The sequence below is a fragment of the Pseudoduganella sp. R-32 genome, from assembly GCF_049913245.1.
In the GTDB taxonomy this organism is placed as follows: Bacteria; Pseudomonadota; Gammaproteobacteria; order Burkholderiales; family Burkholderiaceae_D; genus Rugamonas.
This window is the reverse complement of record NZ_CP183987.1, coordinates 385,455-405,151: the sequence shown is the minus strand read 5'-3', so window position 1 is coordinate 405,151 and position 19,697 is coordinate 385,455. Positions and strand designations below refer to the sequence as shown.

General features: G+C 57.8%; 19 protein-coding genes. 8 read left to right on the top strand and 11 right to left on the bottom strand.

The window, feature by feature from the left end:
• The first annotated feature begins 90 nt into the window (after positions 1-90).
• The 3 genes from ACN9MU_RS01865 to ACN9MU_RS01855 all read left to right on the top strand — a co-directional run bounded on the left by ACN9MU_RS01865 (position 91) and on the right by ACN9MU_RS01855 (position 3,993).
• The gene (locus tag ACN9MU_RS01865) at positions 91-1,833 is read left to right on the top strand and encodes a PAS domain S-box protein (RefSeq protein WP_426344050.1); all 1,743 of its coding nucleotides are present in this window, start codon (positions 91-93) and stop codon (positions 1,831-1,833) included.
• On the top strand, positions 1,722-3,065 hold the full coding sequence (locus ACN9MU_RS01860) for a putative bifunctional diguanylate cyclase/phosphodiesterase (protein WP_426344049.1): 1,344 nt from the start codon (positions 1,722-1,724) through the stop codon (positions 3,063-3,065). The genes ACN9MU_RS01865 and ACN9MU_RS01860 overlap by 112 nt, the downstream gene beginning before the upstream one ends.
• A 223-nt stretch (positions 3,066-3,288) precedes the next feature.
• Positions 3,289-3,993, top strand: coding sequence for a 5'-methylthioadenosine/adenosylhomocysteine nucleosidase (locus ACN9MU_RS01855; RefSeq protein ID WP_426344048.1), 705 nt, complete (start codon positions 3,289-3,291; stop codon positions 3,991-3,993).
• On the opposite strand, the gene ACN9MU_RS01850 is transcribed toward ACN9MU_RS01855, so the two are convergent.
• A complete protein-coding gene (locus tag ACN9MU_RS01850) occupies positions 3,986-4,441 on the bottom strand; it encodes an Lrp/AsnC ligand binding domain-containing protein (RefSeq protein ID WP_028103394.1) in 456 nt (151 codons plus the stop codon). The genes ACN9MU_RS01855 and ACN9MU_RS01850 overlap by 8 nt on opposite strands.
• Positions 4,442-4,653: 212 nt before the next feature.
• On the opposite strand from ACN9MU_RS01850, the gene putA reads away from it, so the two are divergent.
• Together putA and ACN9MU_RS01840 are read left to right on the top strand one after the other, a co-directional pair.
• Entirely contained in the window at positions 4,654-8,283 is a 3,630-nt protein-coding gene (gene putA / locus ACN9MU_RS01845) for a trifunctional transcriptional regulator/proline dehydrogenase/L-glutamate gamma-semialdehyde dehydrogenase (RefSeq protein ID WP_426344047.1), read from the top strand.
• Positions 8,284-8,394: 111 nt separating this feature from the next.
• Positions 8,395-9,168, top strand: a complete 774-nt coding sequence (locus tag ACN9MU_RS01840; RefSeq protein WP_426344046.1) for an REP-associated tyrosine transposase — start codon at positions 8,395-8,397, stop codon at positions 9,166-9,168.
• Positions 9,169-9,224: 56 nt separating this feature from the next.
• On the opposite strand, the gene ACN9MU_RS01835 is transcribed toward ACN9MU_RS01840, so the two are convergent.
• Positions 9,225-10,193, bottom strand: coding sequence for a LysR family transcriptional regulator (locus ACN9MU_RS01835; protein ID WP_426166951.1), 969 nt, complete (start codon positions 10,191-10,193; stop codon positions 9,225-9,227).
• A 102-nt stretch (positions 10,194-10,295) separates the two neighbouring features.
• On the opposite strand from ACN9MU_RS01835, the gene ACN9MU_RS01830 reads away from it, so the two are divergent.
• Positions 10,296-10,559, top strand: a complete 264-nt coding sequence (locus ACN9MU_RS01830) for a hypothetical protein (RefSeq protein ID WP_426166949.1) — start codon at positions 10,296-10,298, stop codon at positions 10,557-10,559.
• 19 nt (positions 10,560-10,578) lie between these two features.
• Here the strand turns inward: ACN9MU_RS01830 and ACN9MU_RS01825 are convergent, their stop codons facing one another.
• From ACN9MU_RS01825 to ACN9MU_RS01805, 5 genes are read right to left on the bottom strand one after another with little or no spacing between them, the layout of a single operon-like run.
• A complete protein-coding gene (locus ACN9MU_RS01825) occupies positions 10,579-11,202 on the bottom strand; it encodes a chalcone isomerase family protein (RefSeq protein ID WP_426320137.1) in 624 nt (207 codons plus the stop codon).
• Between the two features lie 58 nt (positions 11,203-11,260).
• A complete protein-coding gene (locus ACN9MU_RS01820) occupies positions 11,261-11,515 on the bottom strand; it encodes a YfhL family 4Fe-4S dicluster ferredoxin (RefSeq protein WP_426166945.1) in 255 nt (84 codons plus the stop codon).
• A gap of 12 nt (positions 11,516-11,527) precedes the next feature.
• Complete coding sequence (coaD, locus tag ACN9MU_RS01815) at positions 11,528-12,019, bottom strand: pantetheine-phosphate adenylyltransferase (RefSeq protein WP_057262219.1); 492 nt, start codon at positions 12,017-12,019, stop codon at positions 11,528-11,530.
• A gap of 36 nt (positions 12,020-12,055) precedes the next feature.
• Positions 12,056-12,640: a 16S rRNA (guanine(966)-N(2))-methyltransferase RsmD gene (rsmD, locus tag ACN9MU_RS01810; protein ID WP_426344045.1), complete on the bottom strand. Its 585-nt coding sequence runs from the start codon at positions 12,638-12,640 to the stop codon at positions 12,056-12,058.
• 36 nt (positions 12,641-12,676) lie between these two features.
• Entirely contained in the window at positions 12,677-13,543 is an 867-nt protein-coding gene (locus ACN9MU_RS01805) for a DUF6279 family lipoprotein (protein ID WP_426166941.1), read from the bottom strand.
• A 30-nt stretch (positions 13,544-13,573) separates the two neighbouring features.
• Here ACN9MU_RS01805 and glmU point away from each other — a divergent pair, with 30 nt between their 5' ends.
• A complete protein-coding gene (gene glmU, locus ACN9MU_RS01800; RefSeq protein WP_426166939.1) occupies positions 13,574-14,953 on the top strand; it encodes a bifunctional UDP-N-acetylglucosamine diphosphorylase/glucosamine-1-phosphate N-acetyltransferase GlmU in 1,380 nt (459 codons plus the stop codon).
• Here glmU and ACN9MU_RS01795 read toward each other — a convergent pair.
• Positions 14,950-15,546, bottom strand: a complete 597-nt coding sequence (locus ACN9MU_RS01795) for an ACP phosphodiesterase (protein WP_426166937.1) — start codon at positions 15,544-15,546, stop codon at positions 14,950-14,952. The genes glmU and ACN9MU_RS01795 overlap by 4 nt on opposite strands.
• Positions 15,547-15,874: 328 nt before the next feature.
• The gene (locus ACN9MU_RS01790; protein WP_426166935.1) at positions 15,875-16,333 is read right to left on the bottom strand and encodes an Lrp/AsnC family transcriptional regulator; all 459 of its coding nucleotides are present in this window, start codon (positions 16,331-16,333) and stop codon (positions 15,875-15,877) included.
• Between the two features lie 129 nt (positions 16,334-16,462).
• Here ACN9MU_RS01790 and glmS point away from each other — a divergent pair, with 129 nt between their 5' ends.
• Entirely contained in the window at positions 16,463-18,292 is a 1,830-nt protein-coding gene (glmS, locus tag ACN9MU_RS01785; protein ID WP_426320127.1) for a glutamine--fructose-6-phosphate transaminase (isomerizing), read from the top strand.
• 68 nt (positions 18,293-18,360) lie between these two features.
• Here the strand turns inward: glmS and ACN9MU_RS01780 are convergent, their stop codons facing one another.
• Entirely contained in the window at positions 18,361-18,954 is a 594-nt protein-coding gene (locus ACN9MU_RS01780) for a mobile mystery protein B (RefSeq protein ID WP_426166931.1), read from the bottom strand.
• Positions 18,942-19,391: a mobile mystery protein A gene (locus ACN9MU_RS01775; RefSeq protein WP_426166929.1), complete on the bottom strand. Its 450-nt coding sequence runs from the start codon at positions 19,389-19,391 to the stop codon at positions 18,942-18,944. Before ACN9MU_RS01775 ends, ACN9MU_RS01780 begins: the two co-directional genes overlap by 13 nt.
• Between the last annotated feature and the right edge of the window lie 306 nt (positions 19,392-19,697).

The following is a 19,697-nucleotide window of genomic DNA, read 5'->3' as shown; positions in this document are numbered from 1 at the left end:
ACTTTGTATACACACTAATCTAACGTAAACAAAACTCTCCACCTATACTGAACAAGCAAGTTGTTCCATGCAATTCGCCTGGAGGGGCTCTTGTCGACCACCGAAGCCTATCGACGCTTTCGCAGGCGATTGCTCGTCACCATGACGATGCTCGCCCTGCTCGCCACGGCAGTCGTCGCCTGGCAACTCGCATCTTCTGCAAGCGATCGCGAACAAGCTATTCGTAAGCAAACCCAGCACTACGCACGAGCTATCGAAGCGCACGTACTCAGCACAATCCAGCTATCCGACATTGCCCTGCTAGGCTTTTCGAATGCAATCAAGGTCGCCCCGTATACGCCACAGACAATCGATAGCTTGCTCTCCTCGCGCGGTGCATTCTTCGGAAGCAATTTTTGGATCACTTTCCTGGATCCGAATGGCTATGCAGCAGCCAGCTCGCGCGATATCGCCGTCAAAGGCGTGAACTATGCTGATCGGGACTACTTCCAAGCCCAGCTCAAGCCAGGAAACGGGCTGTTTATTGGAGAACCAACCATAGGCAAAGTCTCAAAGTCGCGCCTGTTCTTCCTGAGCCGCAGGGTTGAAGACGCTGATGGCAAGTTCCTGGGAGTGATTGTCGCCCCGGTGGATGCCAGCAATCTTGCCGAGACTTTCGAAAACTCACGCCTGAGCGAAGACGTGACAATCACTCTGTTCCACACCAATGGACATATCGTGGCTCGCGCACCACTTTTTGACCAAACCTTTAACCGAGATATCCGAGACTCAAATGTCTATCGCGCCTTCGGCAGCAATCCAACTGGCACAATTAACACCGTCAGCCCTATCGACAAAAAATCCCGCATCGCCAGCTACCGCAAATTGCCGAACCTTCCCCTGGTAGTCACTGTCGGAAATTCCAATGTCGGCCTTGCTCTGATTTCACAACGCCAATTCCTGATTGCCGGCGTCGCACTATTCCTGATTTTCACGCTGATCCTGGCCGCCATCGTCTATGCCTTGCGATCCTTTGCTGCAGCCGAAGAACGCGAACGCCGCTACCGGATCCTCTACGCAACATCGACCGAAACCGAAAAAAAACTGGCTAGCAGCGAACAGCGCTTACGCCTGATAGCCGACAATCTGCCAATCGTGATCGCGTACATGGACCGCGACGAACATTACTCCTTCAAGAACCGGCGCTTTGCTGAAATTTACGGCAATGGTGAGGAACTGCAGCAAGTCTTGCCGCCAGAGTTGTACGCCGAAACCAAACCACATCTCGAACGCGCCTTTGCCGGCGAAACTGTCCATTTCGAACGCGGTATGCAGCGTAAAGACCAGGAGTGCTGCGACGCCATCACCTACGTGCCCGATCGTGACGAATACGGAAATGTCATTGGCCTCTTCGTCATGGCGGAGGACATCAGCGAGCGAAAGCGCCACGAAGAATCCAGCAAACTGGCCACCCTAATGTACGAAAATGCCTCCGAAGGCATGATGGTGACCGATGCCGAAGGCCGAATTCTTTCCGTAAATCCGGCCTTCTCCCAGATCAGCGGCTACGCCTCCGAAGAAGTCATTGGCCATCTTGCTTACGAACTGACTTCCAGCCACCAGGACATCAAGTTCTACAGCCGCATGCGGCAAACCATCACCCACACCGGCTACTGGGAAGGGGAAATCTGGCACCAGCACAAGAATGGCGACCATTATCTGGTTCGCTGCGTTTCAACACTGTGTTCGATGACAAAGGTAACCCGCTGCGACACGTCGCCCTGTTCACTGATATTACGAAGAAAAAGGCCACCGAGGAAGCGATCTGGAAACAGGCTAACTTCGATAACCTGACAGGACTACCCAACCGGCGCATGTTCAATGACCGCCTGCGCCAAGAGATCAAAAAAGCAGCGCGCGACCAACTGCCGATGGCGCTGATCTTCATCGACCTGGATGGATTCAAAGCCGTCAACGATACGCTTGGCCACGACTTTGGCGACATCCTGCTCAAACAAGTGGCGGAACGCCTGCACGAGTGCGTACGCAATACCGATACCGTAGCCCGCCTTGGAGGAGATGAATTCACCGTCATACTCAGCGAGCTCAAAGAGCCCGGCGATGTAGTCAGGATCGTGCAGGAAATCCTGCATAGCCTGTCCAGGCCCTTCCAGCTCAAGCACGAAATCGCCCATATTTCAGGCAGCGTAGGCATATCCCTGTTTCCGGACGACGGCGACGATGCTGAAGTGCTCATCAAAAATGCAGACCAGGCGATGTATCTCGCGAAACAGCAGGGCCGGAACCGCTTCAACTACTTCGCGCCCTTCATGCAGGAAGCCAGCCAGATGCGTATCGAACTGGCCAAGGAGTTGCATAGCGCTTTAAAAAACAAGGAATTACGGCTTCTGTTCCAGCCAATCCGCCACCTCGCCACAAACAAAATCGAAATGGCGGAAGCGCTCATTCGTTGGGAACATCCCCAGCGCGGTTTGCTTAAACCAGCCGAGTTCATCGGCGTTGCCGAAAATACCGGCATCATCGCGGCCATCGGAGAATGGGTCTTCCAGGAAGCAGCAGCCCTGGCAGCGAGCTTCGGCAATGACTTCAAGGTTTGCGTGAACAAATCAGCCTGGCAGTTCCGCCACGAAGCAGTAGGCGTCGAACATTGGTTGGAATTGCTGCGCGAGCAGGCACTTTCACCCCGCTCGATGGTGATTGAAATAACCGAAGGCTTGCTACTGGAAGCGAACCGCGAAGTCGTGCATCGCATGGAGTCGCTCAGGGACGCCCATCTCCAGATATCCCTGGACGATTTTGGCTATGGCTACTCGTCCCTCAACTTCCTGAAGCGTTTCAAGATCGATTTCCTCAAGCTGGACACCAGCTTCAGCGACAACCAACTCCTGTGCGAGGCAATTGTCGCCATGGCCCATAGACTCGACATCAAAGTCATCGCGGAAAAGGTCGAAAACGAGGCCCAACTGGGAATTTTGATCGCTGCAGGATGCGATTTCGGCCAGGGATACCTGTTCGGAGCGCCAATTTCTGCTGAAAAACTATACCACCTGTTGATAAGTCAATGAATATCCACAGGATCGAATGTGCGTAAACACCATTTTTGAGTTCACGCACAAAATTTGTTCAGAACTCGTCCGGTTTACATGCAGTTCTTGTCCAGCCAGTTCTACAATTCGTAAACTTCTGATTCTGTGGATGTTAACAGCTTTATCCACAGACAGGGTCGCGTTTACTATCTACTACTATCCTTTCGTATACAACTTTAAATAAATAGAGGAAAACTCGCGCATGCGTCTCGGGATCATCTCAGCATTAGCAGAAGAACAACAAGGTCTACTGGAAGCCATGGAGAGCCCCTACAAGCTCATTCACGGTAAGCGTGAGTACACGGCCGGAAAACTCTGGAAAATCGATTCTGTGGCGGTTTTATCGCGAATTGGCAAGGTCGCTGCTGCTGTGACTGCTGCAACACTTGTGGAGAAGTTCAACGTTACCCACATCATCTTTACCGGCGTTGCCGGTTCTGCAGACCTGGGGGTTCAAGTTGGAGATGTTGTCGTCGCGGATTCCCTGGCACAACATGACTTTGATGCCAGCCCGCTGTTTCCACGCTTCGAAATACCGCTGACCGGACTTTCACGCATGCCTACAGATCGCGAATTGAGCCTGAAACTCAGCCTGGCTACACGCGAATTCCTGCAAAACAACGCACAAGTGCACCGCGGCCTGATCGGTAGTGGAGATCAATTCATCAAGGACAGGGCCCATCTGGGAGCCCTGAAAGACGCACTGCCTGATCTATTGGCAGTGGAAATGGAAGGCGCAGCAGTTGCCCAGGTTTGCCACGAACTGGGAATACCGTTTGCCATCATGAGGACGATTTCTGACAACGCCAATGAAGAAGCGGCGACGGATTTCATGCACTTCGTGCAAACCGTCGCCGCTCGCTACGCCTATGGCGTCATCCGGAATTTCTGCAAATCGCTTACTTGATCGGCAGTTTGGTAGTGTTTTTCACTTCTTCCATCACCGCATAAGTGTGGGTCTCGCGCACCCCCTTCTGCAGCAAAGTTTTCCCAAGGAACTCGCGGTAAGCCGCCATGTCTTTCACACGCGCCTTGACCAGGTAGTCAAAACCGCCGGCAACCATATGGCATTCCAGGACTTCGGGAATGAGCTGGACACTGTGTTTGAAGGCATCAAACACCTCCGGCGTAGTACGATCCAGCACGACTTCAATGAACACCAGCAGCGAAACATCCAGTAGCTGCGGGTTCAGCTGCGCCGTATACCCCATGATGTAGCCGGCCTCGTGCAGCTTTCGCACCCGCTCAAGGCAAGCGGCAGGTGACAGGTTCACTCGCGCAGCCAGTTCCACATTGCTGATCCGGCCATCGTTCTGCAACTCGGCCAGAATCTTCTTACTGATCTTGTCCAGCATTACATCCCCACTATTAATTTTATTCGGTCAAATTCTCTCACCAAAAACTATCTATTGCTAGTAATAAGTATTACCAGAATTAATCCGAGCGATTCCGCCGTACAATCGAATCATTAGTTGCACTGCACAACACGCCCGCGCAAACAGGGTTTGCCGGGCGTGTTTTTGTGTCAACGCCCAGCTTTTTTACATCCTAGCCAATAGAGACATTCATGCATCTGAACACCACTCCGTTCGCCGCACTTCAAGCAGAAATCCTGCGCGATCCCACTCCGCTGCGCAGCGCCATCACCGCTGCGTACCGCCGCGACGAACAAACTGCCGTGCAATGGCTTCTGTCGCAAATTAACGTCGGTTCCCCGGAAACTACGCAAGATGCACAGTCCCTGGCCAAGCGCCTGGTAACCGCTGTTCGTGAAAAGCGCACCCGTTCCTCCGGTGTGGATGCGCTGATGCATCAATTCTCGCTCTCGTCCGAAGAAGGCATCGCCTTGATGTGCCTGGCCGAAGCACTGTTACGCATTCCTGACTCCGCAACTGCAGACCGCCTGATCGCCGACAAGATTTCCAAAGGCGACTGGCGCAAGCACCTGGGCGAATCGCCTTCCCTGTTCGTGAATGCAGCGACCTGGGGCTTGCTGATTACTGGCAAACTGGTCAGCTCCTCCAGCGAAGAAGGGCTCGGCTCGGCGATCACCAGCCTGATCGCCAAAGGTGGCGAACCGTTGATCCGCAAAGGCGTCGACCTGGCGATGCGCATGCTGGGCAACCAGTTCGTCACCGGCCAGACGATCGATGAAGCAATCAAGAACGGCAAGGACAACGAAGCCCGCGGCTATCGTTATTCTTACGACATGCTGGGCGAAGCAGCGCTGACCGAAGCCGATGCAGCCAATTACTACGCCGCTTACGAAAAGGCGATCCACGCCATCGGCAAGGCATCGAATGGCCGCGGCATCCGCAATGGTCCAGGCATTTCCGTCAAGCTGTCCGCACTGCACCCGCGCTACAGCCGCGCCCAGCGCGAACGCGTGATGTCCGAACTGCTGCCGCGCCTCACCGCCCTGGTCAAACTGGCCAAGGGCTACAACATCGGCCTGAATATCGACGCCGAAGAGGCCGATCGCCTGGAGCTGTCCCTGGACCTGATGGAAGCAATGGCCTTCAATCCTGAACTGGAAGGCTTCGACGGCATCGGCTTCGTGGTGCAGGCCTACCAGAAGCGCTGCCCATTCGTGATCGACTATCTGGTCGACCTGGCAAAGCGCAGCGGCCGCAAATTCATGGTGCGCCTGGTGAAAGGCGCCTACTGGGATGCTGAGATCAAGCGCGCCCAGGTCGATGGCATGCCTGGCTACCCGGTCTATACGCGCAAGGTTTACACCGACGTATCGTACCTGGCTTGCGCACAGCGACTGCTGGCAGCAAGCGACGTGATCTACCCGCAATTCGCCACCCACAATGCCCAAACGCTGTCCACGATCTACACCTGGGCCAAGCGCGACGGCATCAACGGCTACGAATTCCAATGCCTGCACGGCATGGGCGAGACCCTGTACGACCAGGTGGTCGGCGCAGAAAACCTCGACAAGGCTTGCCGCATTTACGCACCGGTCGGCTCGCACGAAACCTTGCTCGCCTACCTGGTACGCCGCCTACTGGAAAACGGCGCCAACTCCTCGTTCGTGAACCAGATCGTCGACGAAAGCATTCCGGTTGACTCCCTGATCAACAATCCGATCGAAGCCGCACGCAAACTGAATGGCGTACCGCACAACGGCATCGCACTCCCGCTGGACATGTTCGGCGCAGAACGCAAGAACTCCGCCGGTATCGACCTGTCGAACGAGGACGTGCTGCGCGAAGTTTCGCTGGCGCTGGCACAACCGCGCAGCTGGACCGCCGGCCCGCTGCTCGCAGTTGACGCCATTGCTGGCCAGGTTGCGCAACCTGTCATCAACCCAGCCCGCAAGGACGACGTCGTAGGTTCGGTGACCGAAGCCACTGCAGATGACGTCAACAACGCCCTGAACGCAGCCAGCCAATTCGCCATGGATTGGCAAACCACCGAACCATCGCAACGCGCCGCCTGCCTGGATCGTGCCGCCGACCTGTTCGAAACCCACAAACTGGAGCTGATGGCGCTGGCCGTGCGCGAAGCCGGCAAATCGCTGCCGAACGCAATTGCCGAAGTGCGTGAAGCAGTCGACTTCCTGCGCTACTACGCAGTGCAAGTGCGCGGCAGCACCAACACGCTGGCGCTGGGCCCTGTGACCTGCATCAGCCCATGGAACTTCCCGCTGGCGATCTTCACGGGCCAGGCCGCCGCAGCACTGGCAGCGGGCAATGTGGTGCTGGCAAAACCAGCCGAACAAACGCCGCTGATCGCGCAACGCGCAGTAGAACTGCTGCACGAAGCCGGCGTACCGCGCGCAGCGCTGCAATTCCTGCCAGGCCGCGGCGAAGTGGTTGGCGCAGGCCTGTGCAACGACACCCGCGTAAAAGGCGTGATCTTCACCGGCTCCACCGAAGTGGCGCAGCTGATCAACCGTACCCTGGCCAAGCGCTCGGTTGCTGAAAATGTGGACATCCCGCTGATCGCAGAAACCGGCGGCCAGAATGCGATGATCGTCGACTCCTCCTCGCTGCCGGAACAAGTGGTCGGCGACGCGATTTCGTCAGCCTTCGACAGCGCTGGCCAGCGCTGCTCCGCGTTGCGCGTGCTGTTCCTGCAAGAAGACATCGCCGACAAGACAATCAAGATGCTGAAAGGCGCGATGAAAGAGCTGCGAATCGGCTCGCCAGACCGCCTGGTGACCGACATCGGCCCTGTGATCGACAAGGAAGCGCAACAAAACCTGCTATCGCACATCGAAAAAGTACGCGCCCACGCCAAGGCCAGCTTCTCCCTGGAAGTACCAGGCGCCGACGCCGGAACGTTCGTGCCGCCGACGGTGCTGGAGATCAGCTCCCTGTCCGAGCTGACCAAGGAAGTGTTTGGCCCGGTGATGCACGTGATCCGCTACAAGCGTTCCGAACTCCCGAAAGTGATCGAGCAAATCAACGGCAGCGGCTTTGGCCTGACCCTCGGCGTGCACTCGCGCATCGACGAAACGATCGACTACATCACCTCCAGCGCACACGTAGGCAACATCTACGTCAACCGCAACATCGTCGGCGCCGTGGTGGGTGTGCAGCCATTCGGCGGCGAAGGCAAATCCGGCACTGGCCCGAAAGCCGGCGGCCCGCTGTACCTGAAGCGCCTGCAGCGCGGCGCCGTCACGCTAGAGCGCCACGAGCGCCAGGGGCTGCCTGCAATCGACTCGCTCGCCGCATGGGCCAAGGCACAAGGCAAGAGCCGCCTCGCAGCGCATATCGAAAGCTACGCACGCACCACGCCAGTGGGCAGCCTGACGGTCCTGCCAGGACCGACCGGTGAGCGCAATACGCTGGCCTACGTCCCACGCGGCAATATCGCCTGCTTCGCCTCGCACACCGACGTGCTGCTGAACCAGATTGCAGCCGCCCTGTCGACCGGCAATCGCGCCCTGATAGTAGATGGTTCGTTGCCGGCAGACCTGCCAGGAGACGTAAAAGCCGTGATCCAGACAGTAGCCGCCGCCGACATGTCAAAAGCCGACTTCCAGATCGCCCTGGTGGAATCCAGCCTCGGCGCCAAGTTGCGCCCAGAACTGGCCGCACGCGACGGAGCGATCGTATCGGTCATCGACACGACGGAAGAAGGCGACATCCCGCTGTGGCGCCTGATTGCCGAACGCGCCCTATGCGTCAACACCACCGCCGCCGGCGGCAACGCCAGCCTGATGACCCTCGACGCCTAACTACGGCTCACTTCGTGTCACACCTTGGGGTCACACCCCAAGTGTGACACGGGCTCAACTGTTTGACTTTCGTCAGCATGCACGGCATGTTCAGATGCTAGCGTTGCAGTTATGAGCCGCGCCCCTCGCATCGTATTTCCTGGAGCGATCTACCACGTAACTTCGCGTGGGAATCGTCGTGCTGCCATTTATCATGACCGGCGCGATCACCTGATTTGGCTCGACACATTGTCTGAAACCGTGGACAAGCACGAGCTTAAGGTATATGCCTTTTGCCTGATGCCGAACCACTATCATTTGTTGATAGAAACGGTTCAAGCCAATTTGTCGGCCGCTATGCTTCAGCTGAATTCCTCTTACTGCCAGCACTTCAACCATCGGCACGGATTAACCGGCCACGTTATCCAAGGCCGCTTCCACGCGGTCAACGTGGCAAGAAGTGAGCAAATGCTCGCAGTGGCCCGCTATATCAGTCTCAATCCCGTACGGGCAAAACTCGTACATGATGCCGCCGATTGGCCTTGGAGCAGTCATCGGTACTATCTCGCCCTTGACGATGCGCCCGGTTGGCTCGAAACCAGCTGGCTGCTCTCGCAATTTGGATCAGGGGACCGGAGCCAAAGAATCGCCGCCTACCAGGAATTCGTCGCGAACGGGATCGATCTACCCGATCCACTGCGCTTTCATAAAGAACGTCCCAATCCGCAATCGGAAGATGCTCAATCCTTAATCGCCTTCGCTTCGATTTACCCAGACCGCGACGAAGCCATGGCGCGTGCGTTTCAAACCAGCGCCTACACGCGCGAGCAAATCGCAAACCACTTCGGAGTATCAATACGGACAGTCGCGAGGGCAATCGACCGTTTTCTGCCAAACAGCCGATGAGGCCGTGTCACACTTGGGGTGTGACCCCATGGTGTGACACGAGCCCGGCTGTAGGCTTAGTAGGTGTCGTTTTTGGGATTGGTGCCGGGGGCGGTCTTCTGGGCGACGGAGTTCATGCTCTCGAGGTGGCTGCGCAGCCATTTGTGGGCTGGGCTGCGGGCGTCGCGTTCGTGCCAGAGCATGTCCAGGTGTACGGCTGGGAGCTGGAATGGCAGCTCTTTGTAGATCAGCGCATCTGTCATGCCAGTGGAGGCGATCAGGTGCTTCGGCAACACGGTGATCAGGTCGCTATTGGCCACCACGCGGCCAGCGGTGAAGAACTGGTTCACCGTCAGCAGGATGCGGCGTTCGCGCTGAATCTGCGCCAGCGCTTCGTCGACCAGGCCATGCGCACGGCCGGAAAAGCTGACCAGCAGGTGGTTGGCCCCGCAGTAGTTATCCAGCGTCAGGTCTTGCTTGGCCAGCGGGTGCCCGCGCCGCATCACGGCCACGTAAATCCCGGAATACAGGCGTTCATGGCGAATCGGTGAGCTCGGTTCGCTCATCAACTGCGCTGCGACGCCAGGGAAGAAGCCGACCGCCAGGTCGATATCCCCGCGCAGCAGCATCGGCCGCGGCTCCCGCGTTGTCAAAGGGACCATGCGGATGTTCACGCCTGGCGCTTCGCGTTCAATCGAGCGCATCAGGGAAGGCAGCCAGAACGCGGCCGTTGCATCGGCCATCGCCATGCGGAACGTGGCATGGGTCTTGGACACGTCAAACGTGCCCGGCGTCACCGCAGCTTCCAGCGAGGCCAGTGCGCTGCGGACTTGGGGCCACAGCGCTTCCGCCCTGGGCGTCGGCTTTACGCCATAGGCCGTGCGGATCAGTAAGTCGTCGCCCAGGCTTTCGCGCAGGCGCTTGATGGCGTTCGACACCGCCGGCTGCGTCATGGCCAGGTGGCCGGCAGCGCGCGTCAGGTTCTGCTCAGTCATTACCGCGTCGAAAACGCGCAGCAGATTCAGGTCCAGGGTCAGAAAGCTCATCGGTCATTCACACCAATAATGATTGTTATGGAGAAACGGAATTGGCGTTATATGTTGCGGCGCACTATAGTACCAATAGATTCTAAAGGTATAGAAACAGCCATGTCTACTTACATTAACATCATCGAATTTGCACAGTACCTGCCGCTGGTGATCCTGGCGCTGGCGCTGGCATTCGTGTTCAAGCCGCTGCTGCGTGGTATCGCCCGCGCTGCCGTGCTTGTCGTTAAGCCAAAGTTGAGTAAAGAGGAACGCTTGCAGCGTCGCCTGATGCGCGACACCATGATGTTCAAGCGTATGCTGAATTCGATGGAAGGCTCGCCTAGCCACGTCGCAGAACTGCGAGCAATGGCCTGCCGCGCGTAAGCCTTCCGCAGCGCAGCAATCAGTTCGTTTCCGGTGCTGGGGCTGGTTTTTCCGCGCCCGACAACAGTTTCGGTTTCAGCGAAGAATCAACCGGCTTGTTGCCGATCCAGATGCGCATGATGGCGTTGAAGAACGCCTGGTCCGGCAGCGTTTCCCCGACCTTCTTCCCGTTCAGGAACGGCTGGGAGCCGGTCGAAGGGTTCCAGTCCACGATCAGCTCGTCGCCCTTCTTCAGTCCAGGGAACTGGGCAAAAATCTCCCCGAAAGCCTTGGTCTGAGGCAGCAGCTTGGTGCGTTCTTCCGGGCTGACGTTGTCGTTCAGGCCCTTCATGAAGGCCATGCCGAAGTCGTCCGAGCTCAGGTCACGCATGGCGACGATGCGAATGCGGCGCGGCCCGCCAACGCTCAGCACGTCCTGCACGGTGGTTTTCTTTTCTTGCAGGTAAAAGCCTACCGCGTAGACCTTGAAAACCAGCTTGGTGCGCACGCCGGCGCCGTTCAGCTTGAGGTCATGGCCGGCTACGCTGACCGTTTCGGGGAATTTGACACCCGCTACTTCGGCGGCAAATGCGGGCAGGCTGCTGGCGGCCAGGAAAGCGGCGGCGGCAGCAGTTTGTAAAAGTTTACGGCGAGTAATACTCATTTTGTCTCCGTTTGTATCAAGTAGCAATATACCGCAGAGCTACCCTTTTTGGGAGGCATCAGGTCTTATCTGCCTGCAATTTCTCGAATTTTGCCAACAGTTGCTCCTTGCTTTCCCGCCAATCTGGATTAAATGGAATGCAAGAGACCGGGCAGACCTGCTGGCACTGCGGTTCATCGAAGTGACCGACGCATTCGGTGCACTTGTTGGGATCAATTTCGTAGATCTCCGGACCCATGTAGATCGCGTCGTTCGGGCACTCGGGCTCGCACACGTCGCAATTGATGCAGTCGTCGGTAATCATTAAAGCCATGGCATTACTCTCTTATTCGCCCTTGCGCGCTGCGATCTTTTTACGCAGCCAGCGGTCGACGGACGGGAAAACAAACTTGGATACGTCGCCGCCAAGCTCTGCGATCTCGCGCACGATGGTGCCCGAGATGAACTGGTACTGGTCGGATGGGGTCAGGAACAGCGTTTCCACATCCGGCAGCATGTAGCGGTTCATGCCCGCCATCTGGAATTCAAACTCGAAGTCGGACACGGCGCGCAGGCCGCGCACAATCACGCGTGCATCGTGCTCGCGCACGAAGTCTTTCAACAGGCCGGAAAAGCTCTCGACTTTGACGTTTGGATAATGGCCCAGCACTTCGTTGGCAATTTCCAGCCGTTCTTCAAGCGTGAAGAACGGATGCTTGTTCTGGCTATCGGCCACGCCGACGATCAGTGTGTCGAACAGGCCCGATGCGCGGCGCACCAGGTCTTCGTGACCCCGGGTCAGCGGGTCGAAAGTACCCGGATAAACTGCTACAACCATTGCAACTCCATGCGTTTGGCTTAGGACAAAGAAGAATTATGCCTCATTTTCAGGCAATGCCTGAAGCAGGTGGTAGTACACCATGCCCGCCTTGTCGGCACGCACCACTTCCCAGCCGTCGAAGGCCAGCGGTGCTTCCGCCTCGGCATAAACCAGGCCGCCGTCCTTGAGCAGCGCGCGGCACAGCGGCAGCGCGCGCTCCAGCAGGCCTTGCTGGTAAGGCGGGTCGAGGAAAATCAGGTCGAATCTGGCGCCGCGGCCGGCCAGCGATTGCGCCGTCGCCAGGGCGTCGCCGCGCTGAATGGCGATATTGGTGGCTTTCAGCTTTTCGCGGTTGGCTTCCAGCTGGCGCACGACGGCGCTGTTGGCGTCAACCATGATGACCTTGGCTGCGCCGCGGCTGGCGGCCTCGAAACCGAGGGCGCCGCTGCCGGCAAACAGGTCCAGCACCTGGGTGTCGCTCCAGGCGGCATCGTGCAGGTGGTTGATCCAGTTGAAGACGGTTTCGCGCACGCGGTCTGGCGTTGGGCGCAGGCCCAGTGCTTCCAGCACCGGCAATGGCGTGCGCTTCCAGTCGCCGCCAATGATGCGGACCTGGTTGGGGACTTTCTTTTTTTGCATGGCCGGCATTATCTCATGCCGTCTGGGCGCCAAGGCTTAATGCACTTGCGCCGCAAGGGTATTCAGGTCCTTGATCCAGCCTTCCATGCGCTTTTGCGCGTGGGCTTTCTGCTCTGGCGTAGTGATGCGCACGACGGTGTGGACAAGTTCCACGGTCGACTGGGTATAGTTCTCGAAGAAGGCTTTGCGTTCAGATGCGTCCAAGCGGTCAAAGCCCGAGCGGATCAATTCTTCGACCCACTGCGTGGCCACTTGCTTGCTCGGCCGCTCGGTCATGATCTTGCGCGCCAGGTTCATGATCTTCTGCTGGCGCCGGATACGCTCGTCGAGCCACAGCGCATTATCCAGCGGCCGCGCGTCGGAGGTCTTGCGGATGATGGCTTCCTGCTCATCGCTGAAACCACCGAACCATAGTTCGAACTGTTCCATCGACTTCTTGAAGCGGAACTTGTTCTGGTCCTGGGCATCGCCCTTCATGTTCTCCTTGTGGAATTTGACATTGTTCTTGGTGAACTTCTTCTCCATGCCGGCGAGTTGCTCGGGCTTGAGCGACAGCGCCAGCTCCGCGATATCGGGGGCAGAGCGCAGCAGCAGCGCCTCGGTACGGTCGCGGATATCCACATAGTCGGCCATCAGGTCGGCCTGCGTCGGGTTGCCGCGCAACTGGCGTTGGGCCTTTTGCAGGAACTGAACATAGTCCTGAAGCTGGGTCTTGCGGTGCCAGCGGAAAAATTCGTCGATATCCTGCTTGACCTCCGCCTTCTGTTCGCTGTCGAAATCGACGTAGGCGTCGAGCCACCAGTACAGCAAGGTATCGCCGTTGTTATAAGCCAGCCGCAGGGAGCTGCATGCTGCGAGCAGAAGGGCAAAAGCCAGCACGATGCACGTGTTAAACTTTTTCATCTTTTAACTCACACAAGAAAACTACGGTCTATGAACGTCGTCATTCTCGCCGCCGGCATGGGTAAGCGCATGCAGTCGGCGCTGCCAAAAGTTTTGCATCCCGTAGCCGGCAAGCCTCTGTTGTCCCACGTCATCGACACCGCGCGCAGCCTGTCTCCGGCTAAATTGTGCGTCATTTACGGGCACGGCGGCGCAGCGGTGCTGGCTTCGCTGGACAAGCACAAGGCCGTTCCCGGCACCGAAATCTCGGCCGCCCTGCAGGAACCGCAACTCGGCACCGGCCACGCTGTCCAGCAAGGCCTTGAGCACCTCGACGACGACCAGCCAACCCTGGTGCTGTATGGCGACGTGCCGCTGACTTCCGCCGCTTCCCTGAAACGCCTGGCCGAAGCCGCCGGCAAGGACAAGCTGGGCATCCTGACCGTGGTGCAGGACAACCCGTTCGGCCTGGGTCGCATCGTTCGCGTGGGCGGAGCGATCCAGCGCATCGTTGAAGAGAAGGATGCCACAGAAGCCGAGCGCCTGATCAAGGAAATCAATTCCGGCATCATGGTGATCCCGACCGCCAAGCTGAAGCAGTGGCTGGGCAAGCTGAAAAACGAAAACGCGCAAGGCGAGTACTACCTGACCGATATCGTCGCCATGGCGGTGGAAGAAGGCGTGCAAGTCGTCTCGGCCCACCCTGCCGCAGCGTGGGAAGTGCTGGGCGTGAACAGCAAGGCCCAACTGGCCGAACTGGAACGCATCTACCAGCGCAATGTCGCCAACTGCTTGCTGGACAAAGGCGTGACCCTGGCCGACCCTGCGCGTATCGACGTGCGTGGCGAGCTGACTTGTGGCCGCGATGTGACCATCGACGTTGGCTGCGTCTTCGAAGGCAAGGTCGAAATCGGCGAGGGCGCAACCATCGGTCCGAACTGCGTGCTGATTAACGCGAAGATCGGCGCCGGCGCCAATATCAAGGCTTTTACCCATATCGAAGAAGCGGTGGTCGGCGACAAGGGCCAGATCGGACCTTATGCCCGCCTGCGCCCTGGCACCGAACTGGGTGAAGACGTCCATGTGGGTAACTTCGTCGAAATCAAGAACAGCCAGGTCGCCGCGCACAGCAAGGCAAACCACCTGGCTTACGTGGGCGATGCTACCGTCGGTTCGCGCGTGAACATCGGCGCCGGCACCATCACCTGCAACTACGATGGCGCGAACAAGTTCCGCACCGTGATCGAAGACGACGCCTTCATCGGCAGCGACAGCCAGCTCGTGGCGCCTGTAACCGTGGGCGCAGGCGCGACCATCGGCGCCGGCACGACGCTGACCAAGGACGCACCAGCCGGCAAGCTGACCATCTCGCGCCCTAAACAGTTGACGGTTGAAGGCTGGAAGCGCCCAGTGAAGGTAAAGAAGACCTAAGCAACCGAGAACTGGCGGCGGCGCTGGTAAGTAAATTTCACCAGCTCGGGGAAGAAGCGATCGAAACCATCGGCGATCGCTTCGTAGTGCTGCTGCACTTCCCCGATGCCCTCGCGCAGCAGGTGGCCGTTCCGGCTTAACCTGTCCGACATGCGGGTCAGCGCCAGCTCGACCCCGCTGAACTCCCCATAAGCACCCAGCCAGTCCTGCTTGATCAGCTTGGGCAGGATTTCGCGCAGCCGTTCCGGCAACTGCCCTTCATGCGCCGCCAGGGCGGCGTAGAAGCGCTCGATCAGTTCCTGGCGCGGCTCCTCGCAGTATTCGTCCCAGCGCTGGCTCAGGATATGGTCGTAGAACACGTCCAGAACGATGCCCGCATAACGCCGCCGGCCTTCCGTGAACAAGCTTTTGGCCTCGGTCACTACCGGGTGACTATCCGTGAAAGAGTCGATAAATCGGTGCAGCGCGATCTCATTCGCGATCTCCGGCGCGTAGTGATCCCCGCCGTTCGCTTTGACGAAATCGCCCAGCATGGCGCCGACCATGGCCGCCTCGCTATGGCGTGCCAGGTAGATATGTGCGAGGTAGTTCATGCCCCATTCTAGCGCTGTGGATAAAGATGTGTAAAAGCCGGTGCAATTCCGCATGAAAACCATGGGACAGGCCTTGGATAAGAGGCGGCCGACACGCGTAGATTATCTACACAGCGCGCCGTTGCACTGCGTCTGTGGAAAAGCCTGGGGAATACCGGCTAACAACCACGGATAACTTAAAACTGTGGATAAGGATGTGGGAAACCCTGCGGAAAACGCGAGGATATGCGGTGCGTATCGCTGGATAACCGCGCCGGAGCGGCGCGGTGGTGTGGAAAAAGATGTGTATAAGCCTGTGCTTAGCCCGGTATAAACCGGGATAACTGGCTCAGACCGGAATGCTGGTCTCGAACTTGCTCCGGAAAGTGGAAAAGTAGGCTTTGACATTGCGCACATTGGCCTGCCCGGCGAACAAACGGTGGGCCAATGCATGGTAGGCCGGCATGTCCGACACCTGCACGATGAGCACGAAATCCGGCCCGGGAGAGACGCGATAGCACTGGAGTATGGCCGGTTCCGGCGCCACCAGCGCCTCGAATTCCGTCATCCGCTCAGCGGCCTGGATATCCAGGGAGATTTCCACAACCGCCGTCAGGTGCGCCCCGACCTTATCCGCCGCAACCAGGGCAACCTCCCGTTCTATTACCCCGGAATCGCGCAAATGCTTGACCCGGCGCAAACAGGTAGGCGCGGACACGTGCACGGCAGCAGCCAGTTCAGCGTTGGTTTGAGAGGCATCCTTCTGCAAAGCATTGAGGATGCGACGGTCGATTTCATCAAAGACCATAATTTGAAATAATATTTCTAGCAAAGTGTCGTGAGAAATATTCTTTCACAGTATGGAAAAATGAGAAAGCAAATTTCTCTGCGCCTGCTCTAGCATGCATTCATTAACTTTTAAAGAATGAGGTCGCGTATGTGCGGTATCGTCGGCGCTGTAGCCCAGCGCAATATCACCCCGATCCTGGTTGAAGGCCTGAAGCGCCTGGAATACCGCGGCTACGACTCCTGCGGCGTCGCCCTGCACCTGGACGGCAAACTGCAGCGCTCCCGCAGCACCTCCCGCGTGGCCGACCTCGAAAAGCAGATCGACGAAGGTGGCCTGAACGGCTTCACCGGCATTGCCCACACGCGTTGGGCCACCCACGGCGCCCCAGCCTCGCACAACGCCCACCCGCACTTCTCGCCAAGCGAGTCGGCCGCCCGCATCGCTCTGGTCCACAACGGCATCATTGAAAACCACGACGAACTGCGCGCCGAACTGACCGCCCTGGGTTACGTCTTCACCAGCCAGACCGACACCGAAGTGATCGCCCACCTGGTCGACCACATGTACAACGGCGACCTGTTCGACACCGTGCAGCACGCCGTCAAGCGCCTGCACGGCGCCTACGCCATCGCCGTGTTCTGCCGCGAAGAGCCGCACCGCGTGGTCGCCGCGCGCCAGGGCTCGCCGCTGATCGTCGGCATCGGCCAGGGTGAAAACTTCGTCGCCTCCGACGCCATGGCGCTGGCCGGCACCACCGACCAGATCATTTACCTGGAAGAAGGCGACGTGGTCGACCTGCAACTGGGCCGCGTCTGGATCGTCGACGTCGACGGCAAACAGGTGCAGCGCGAAGTAAAGACTGTGCACGCCCACACCGGCGCGGCGGAACTGGGCCCATACCGCCACTTCATGCAGAAGGAAATCTTCGAGCAGCCACGCGTGGTCGGCGATACGCTGGAAGGCGTGACCGGCATCATGCCGGAACTGTTCGGCGACGGCGCCTATAAAGTGTTCAAGGAAATCGACCGCGTGCTGATCCTCGCCTGCGGCACCAGCTACTACGCCGGATCGACTGCAAAATACTGGATCGAATCGATCGCCAAGGTACCGGTCAGCGTGGAGATCGCCTCCGAATACCGCTACCGCGACAGCGTGCCGAATCCGAAAACGCTGGTCGTGACCATTTCCCAGTCCGGCGAAACCGCCGACACCATCGCCGCGCTGAAGCACGCGCGCAGCCTGGGGATGGAGCACACCCTGACCATCTGCAACGTCGCCACCAGCGCCATGGTGCGCGAGTGCAAACTGGCCTACATCACCCGCGCCGGCGTGGAAGTGGGCGTGGCATCGACCAAAGCCTTCACCACCCAGCTCGCAGCCCTGTTCCTGCTGACCCTCAGCCTGGCGCAAGTGAATGGCCTGCTGACCGAAGAACAGGAATCCGCGCACCTGAAAGCCATGCGCCACCTGCCTTCCGCCATCGCCGCCGTGCTGGCGCTGGAACCGCAGATCATCGCCTGGGCCGAAGAGTTTGCGCGCAAGGAAAACGCCCTCTTCCTGGGCCGCGGCATGCACTATCCGATCGCCCTGGAAGGCGCGCTGAAGCTGAAAGAGATTTCGTACATCCACGCGGAAGCCTATCCAGCCGGTGAACTGAAACACGGCCCGCTGGCGCTGGTGACCGACGAAATGCCGGTCGTGACCATCGCCCCGAACGACGCATTGCTGGAAAAACTGAAATCGAACATGCAGGAAGTGCGCGCCCGCGGCGGCCAGCTCTACGTCTTCGCCGACGTCGATTCGCGCATCACCTCTGGCGACGGCCTGCACGTGATCCGCCTGCCGGAGCACTACGGCCAGTTGTCGCCGATCCTGCACGTGGTCGCGTTGCAGCTGCTGGCGTATCACACCGCCCTCGCACGCGGTACCGACGTTGACAAGCCACGTAATCTGGCGAAATCTGTGACTGTCGAATAATCGCCACGACATATTCAGCTCGCCGTGCCGCCTAACCTCATGCCGACCAAATTTGGTCAGCATGAGGATTATGACCTTACGAAATTCAACAAGGGAGCGTAATCGCGCGCGTCAGCCGCTTGTAGTGCAGCGATGTAAGCAGAACGTGTTGCCGATGCGGCGTTCAAGTTGACTTGTCCCCAAGTGAATGGCGCAGCGCCATTCACTTGCAGGAAGACCTCTGTGAGAAGCCGAGCGTGGCGACCGTTCCCGTTCGGAAATGGATGGATCAAGACGAGACGATGATGTAGCCGAGTGGCGATCTCGTCCAGAGGATACGAACTGAACTCGAGCTGAGTTTTCACGTCGCCGAGTAGATTGTGTAGGTCCACTGCAATTCGTGCCGGATCGACACCAATCGATTTCTCCGTGTTGCGAAATGTGCCAGCCCATTTCCATGTTTTGCCAAACATCTGCTTATGCAGTTTTCGTACATAGTCCTCAGAGAGAATGTCGCCGCGATAGCGGTTGTTAAACGCCCAATTTCTCCCCGCTAAGATATTCGATGTTTCCCATTCGTCGAGCTCTCCACGGGTGGTGATGTGTTTAGGGATCAGGCCTGCTACCTCATCCGGATCGTTTGGTGTGGCGCCGGGGGCGTGCGATCCGCCTAGCGGTCCCATAGCTTGCCCCAGCGCCCTCTCATGATTCTTTCCTTTTCTTCGTTCAGCAAGGAATTCTTGAATTTATCCGACGGTTCTTGATTCTCCAGGCTCATCGTGTGAGCAACTTTCGCGATGTTTCTCTTCGCAACGATGGTCGCTTGTTGTTCGACCTTGGTTTGCAACTCTTGACGAGGAACCAAAACATAGCGCAACTCACAATCCAATGCCTCGGCAGCACGATGCAAACTGTCCAATGTGATCGTGCCACCTTTTTCCGACTGTTCCATGGCCACGACCGTGCTTTGCGCAACTCCCATGCGTTCCGCTAGTTGACGGGTGGTCATTCCTACCGTTTTGCGAATTGATTGAATCCAGCCAACAGGTGGGCGCGGCGGAATGTGAACACCTCGCAAGGCCTCGCTTAACTGTCCAAGTTGTAACTTTTTGATGTCCATGCGAGTGTAAAAATATCGATCATGATCAATATTTTAGCTCAAATTTGATCGATTTAAAGCGATCAATAATAAAATAAATTATAGGTTAAACACGATCATTTATGACGCAAAAGATCGATTATGATCAATTTTTTTCCACGAACCCGAAGCGGGTATTTAGACGACCACGTCGGTGCCCATGTCTTGGCATGCGTTAGCTACGGCATGTCGCTATCCTGTTCGGGGAATAGCTGATCAGAATCAGGGCTGCGGCGACAGCGATCAAATGAAAGCACAAGTCCCTCTGCAATACCGGTCGCCTGAGCC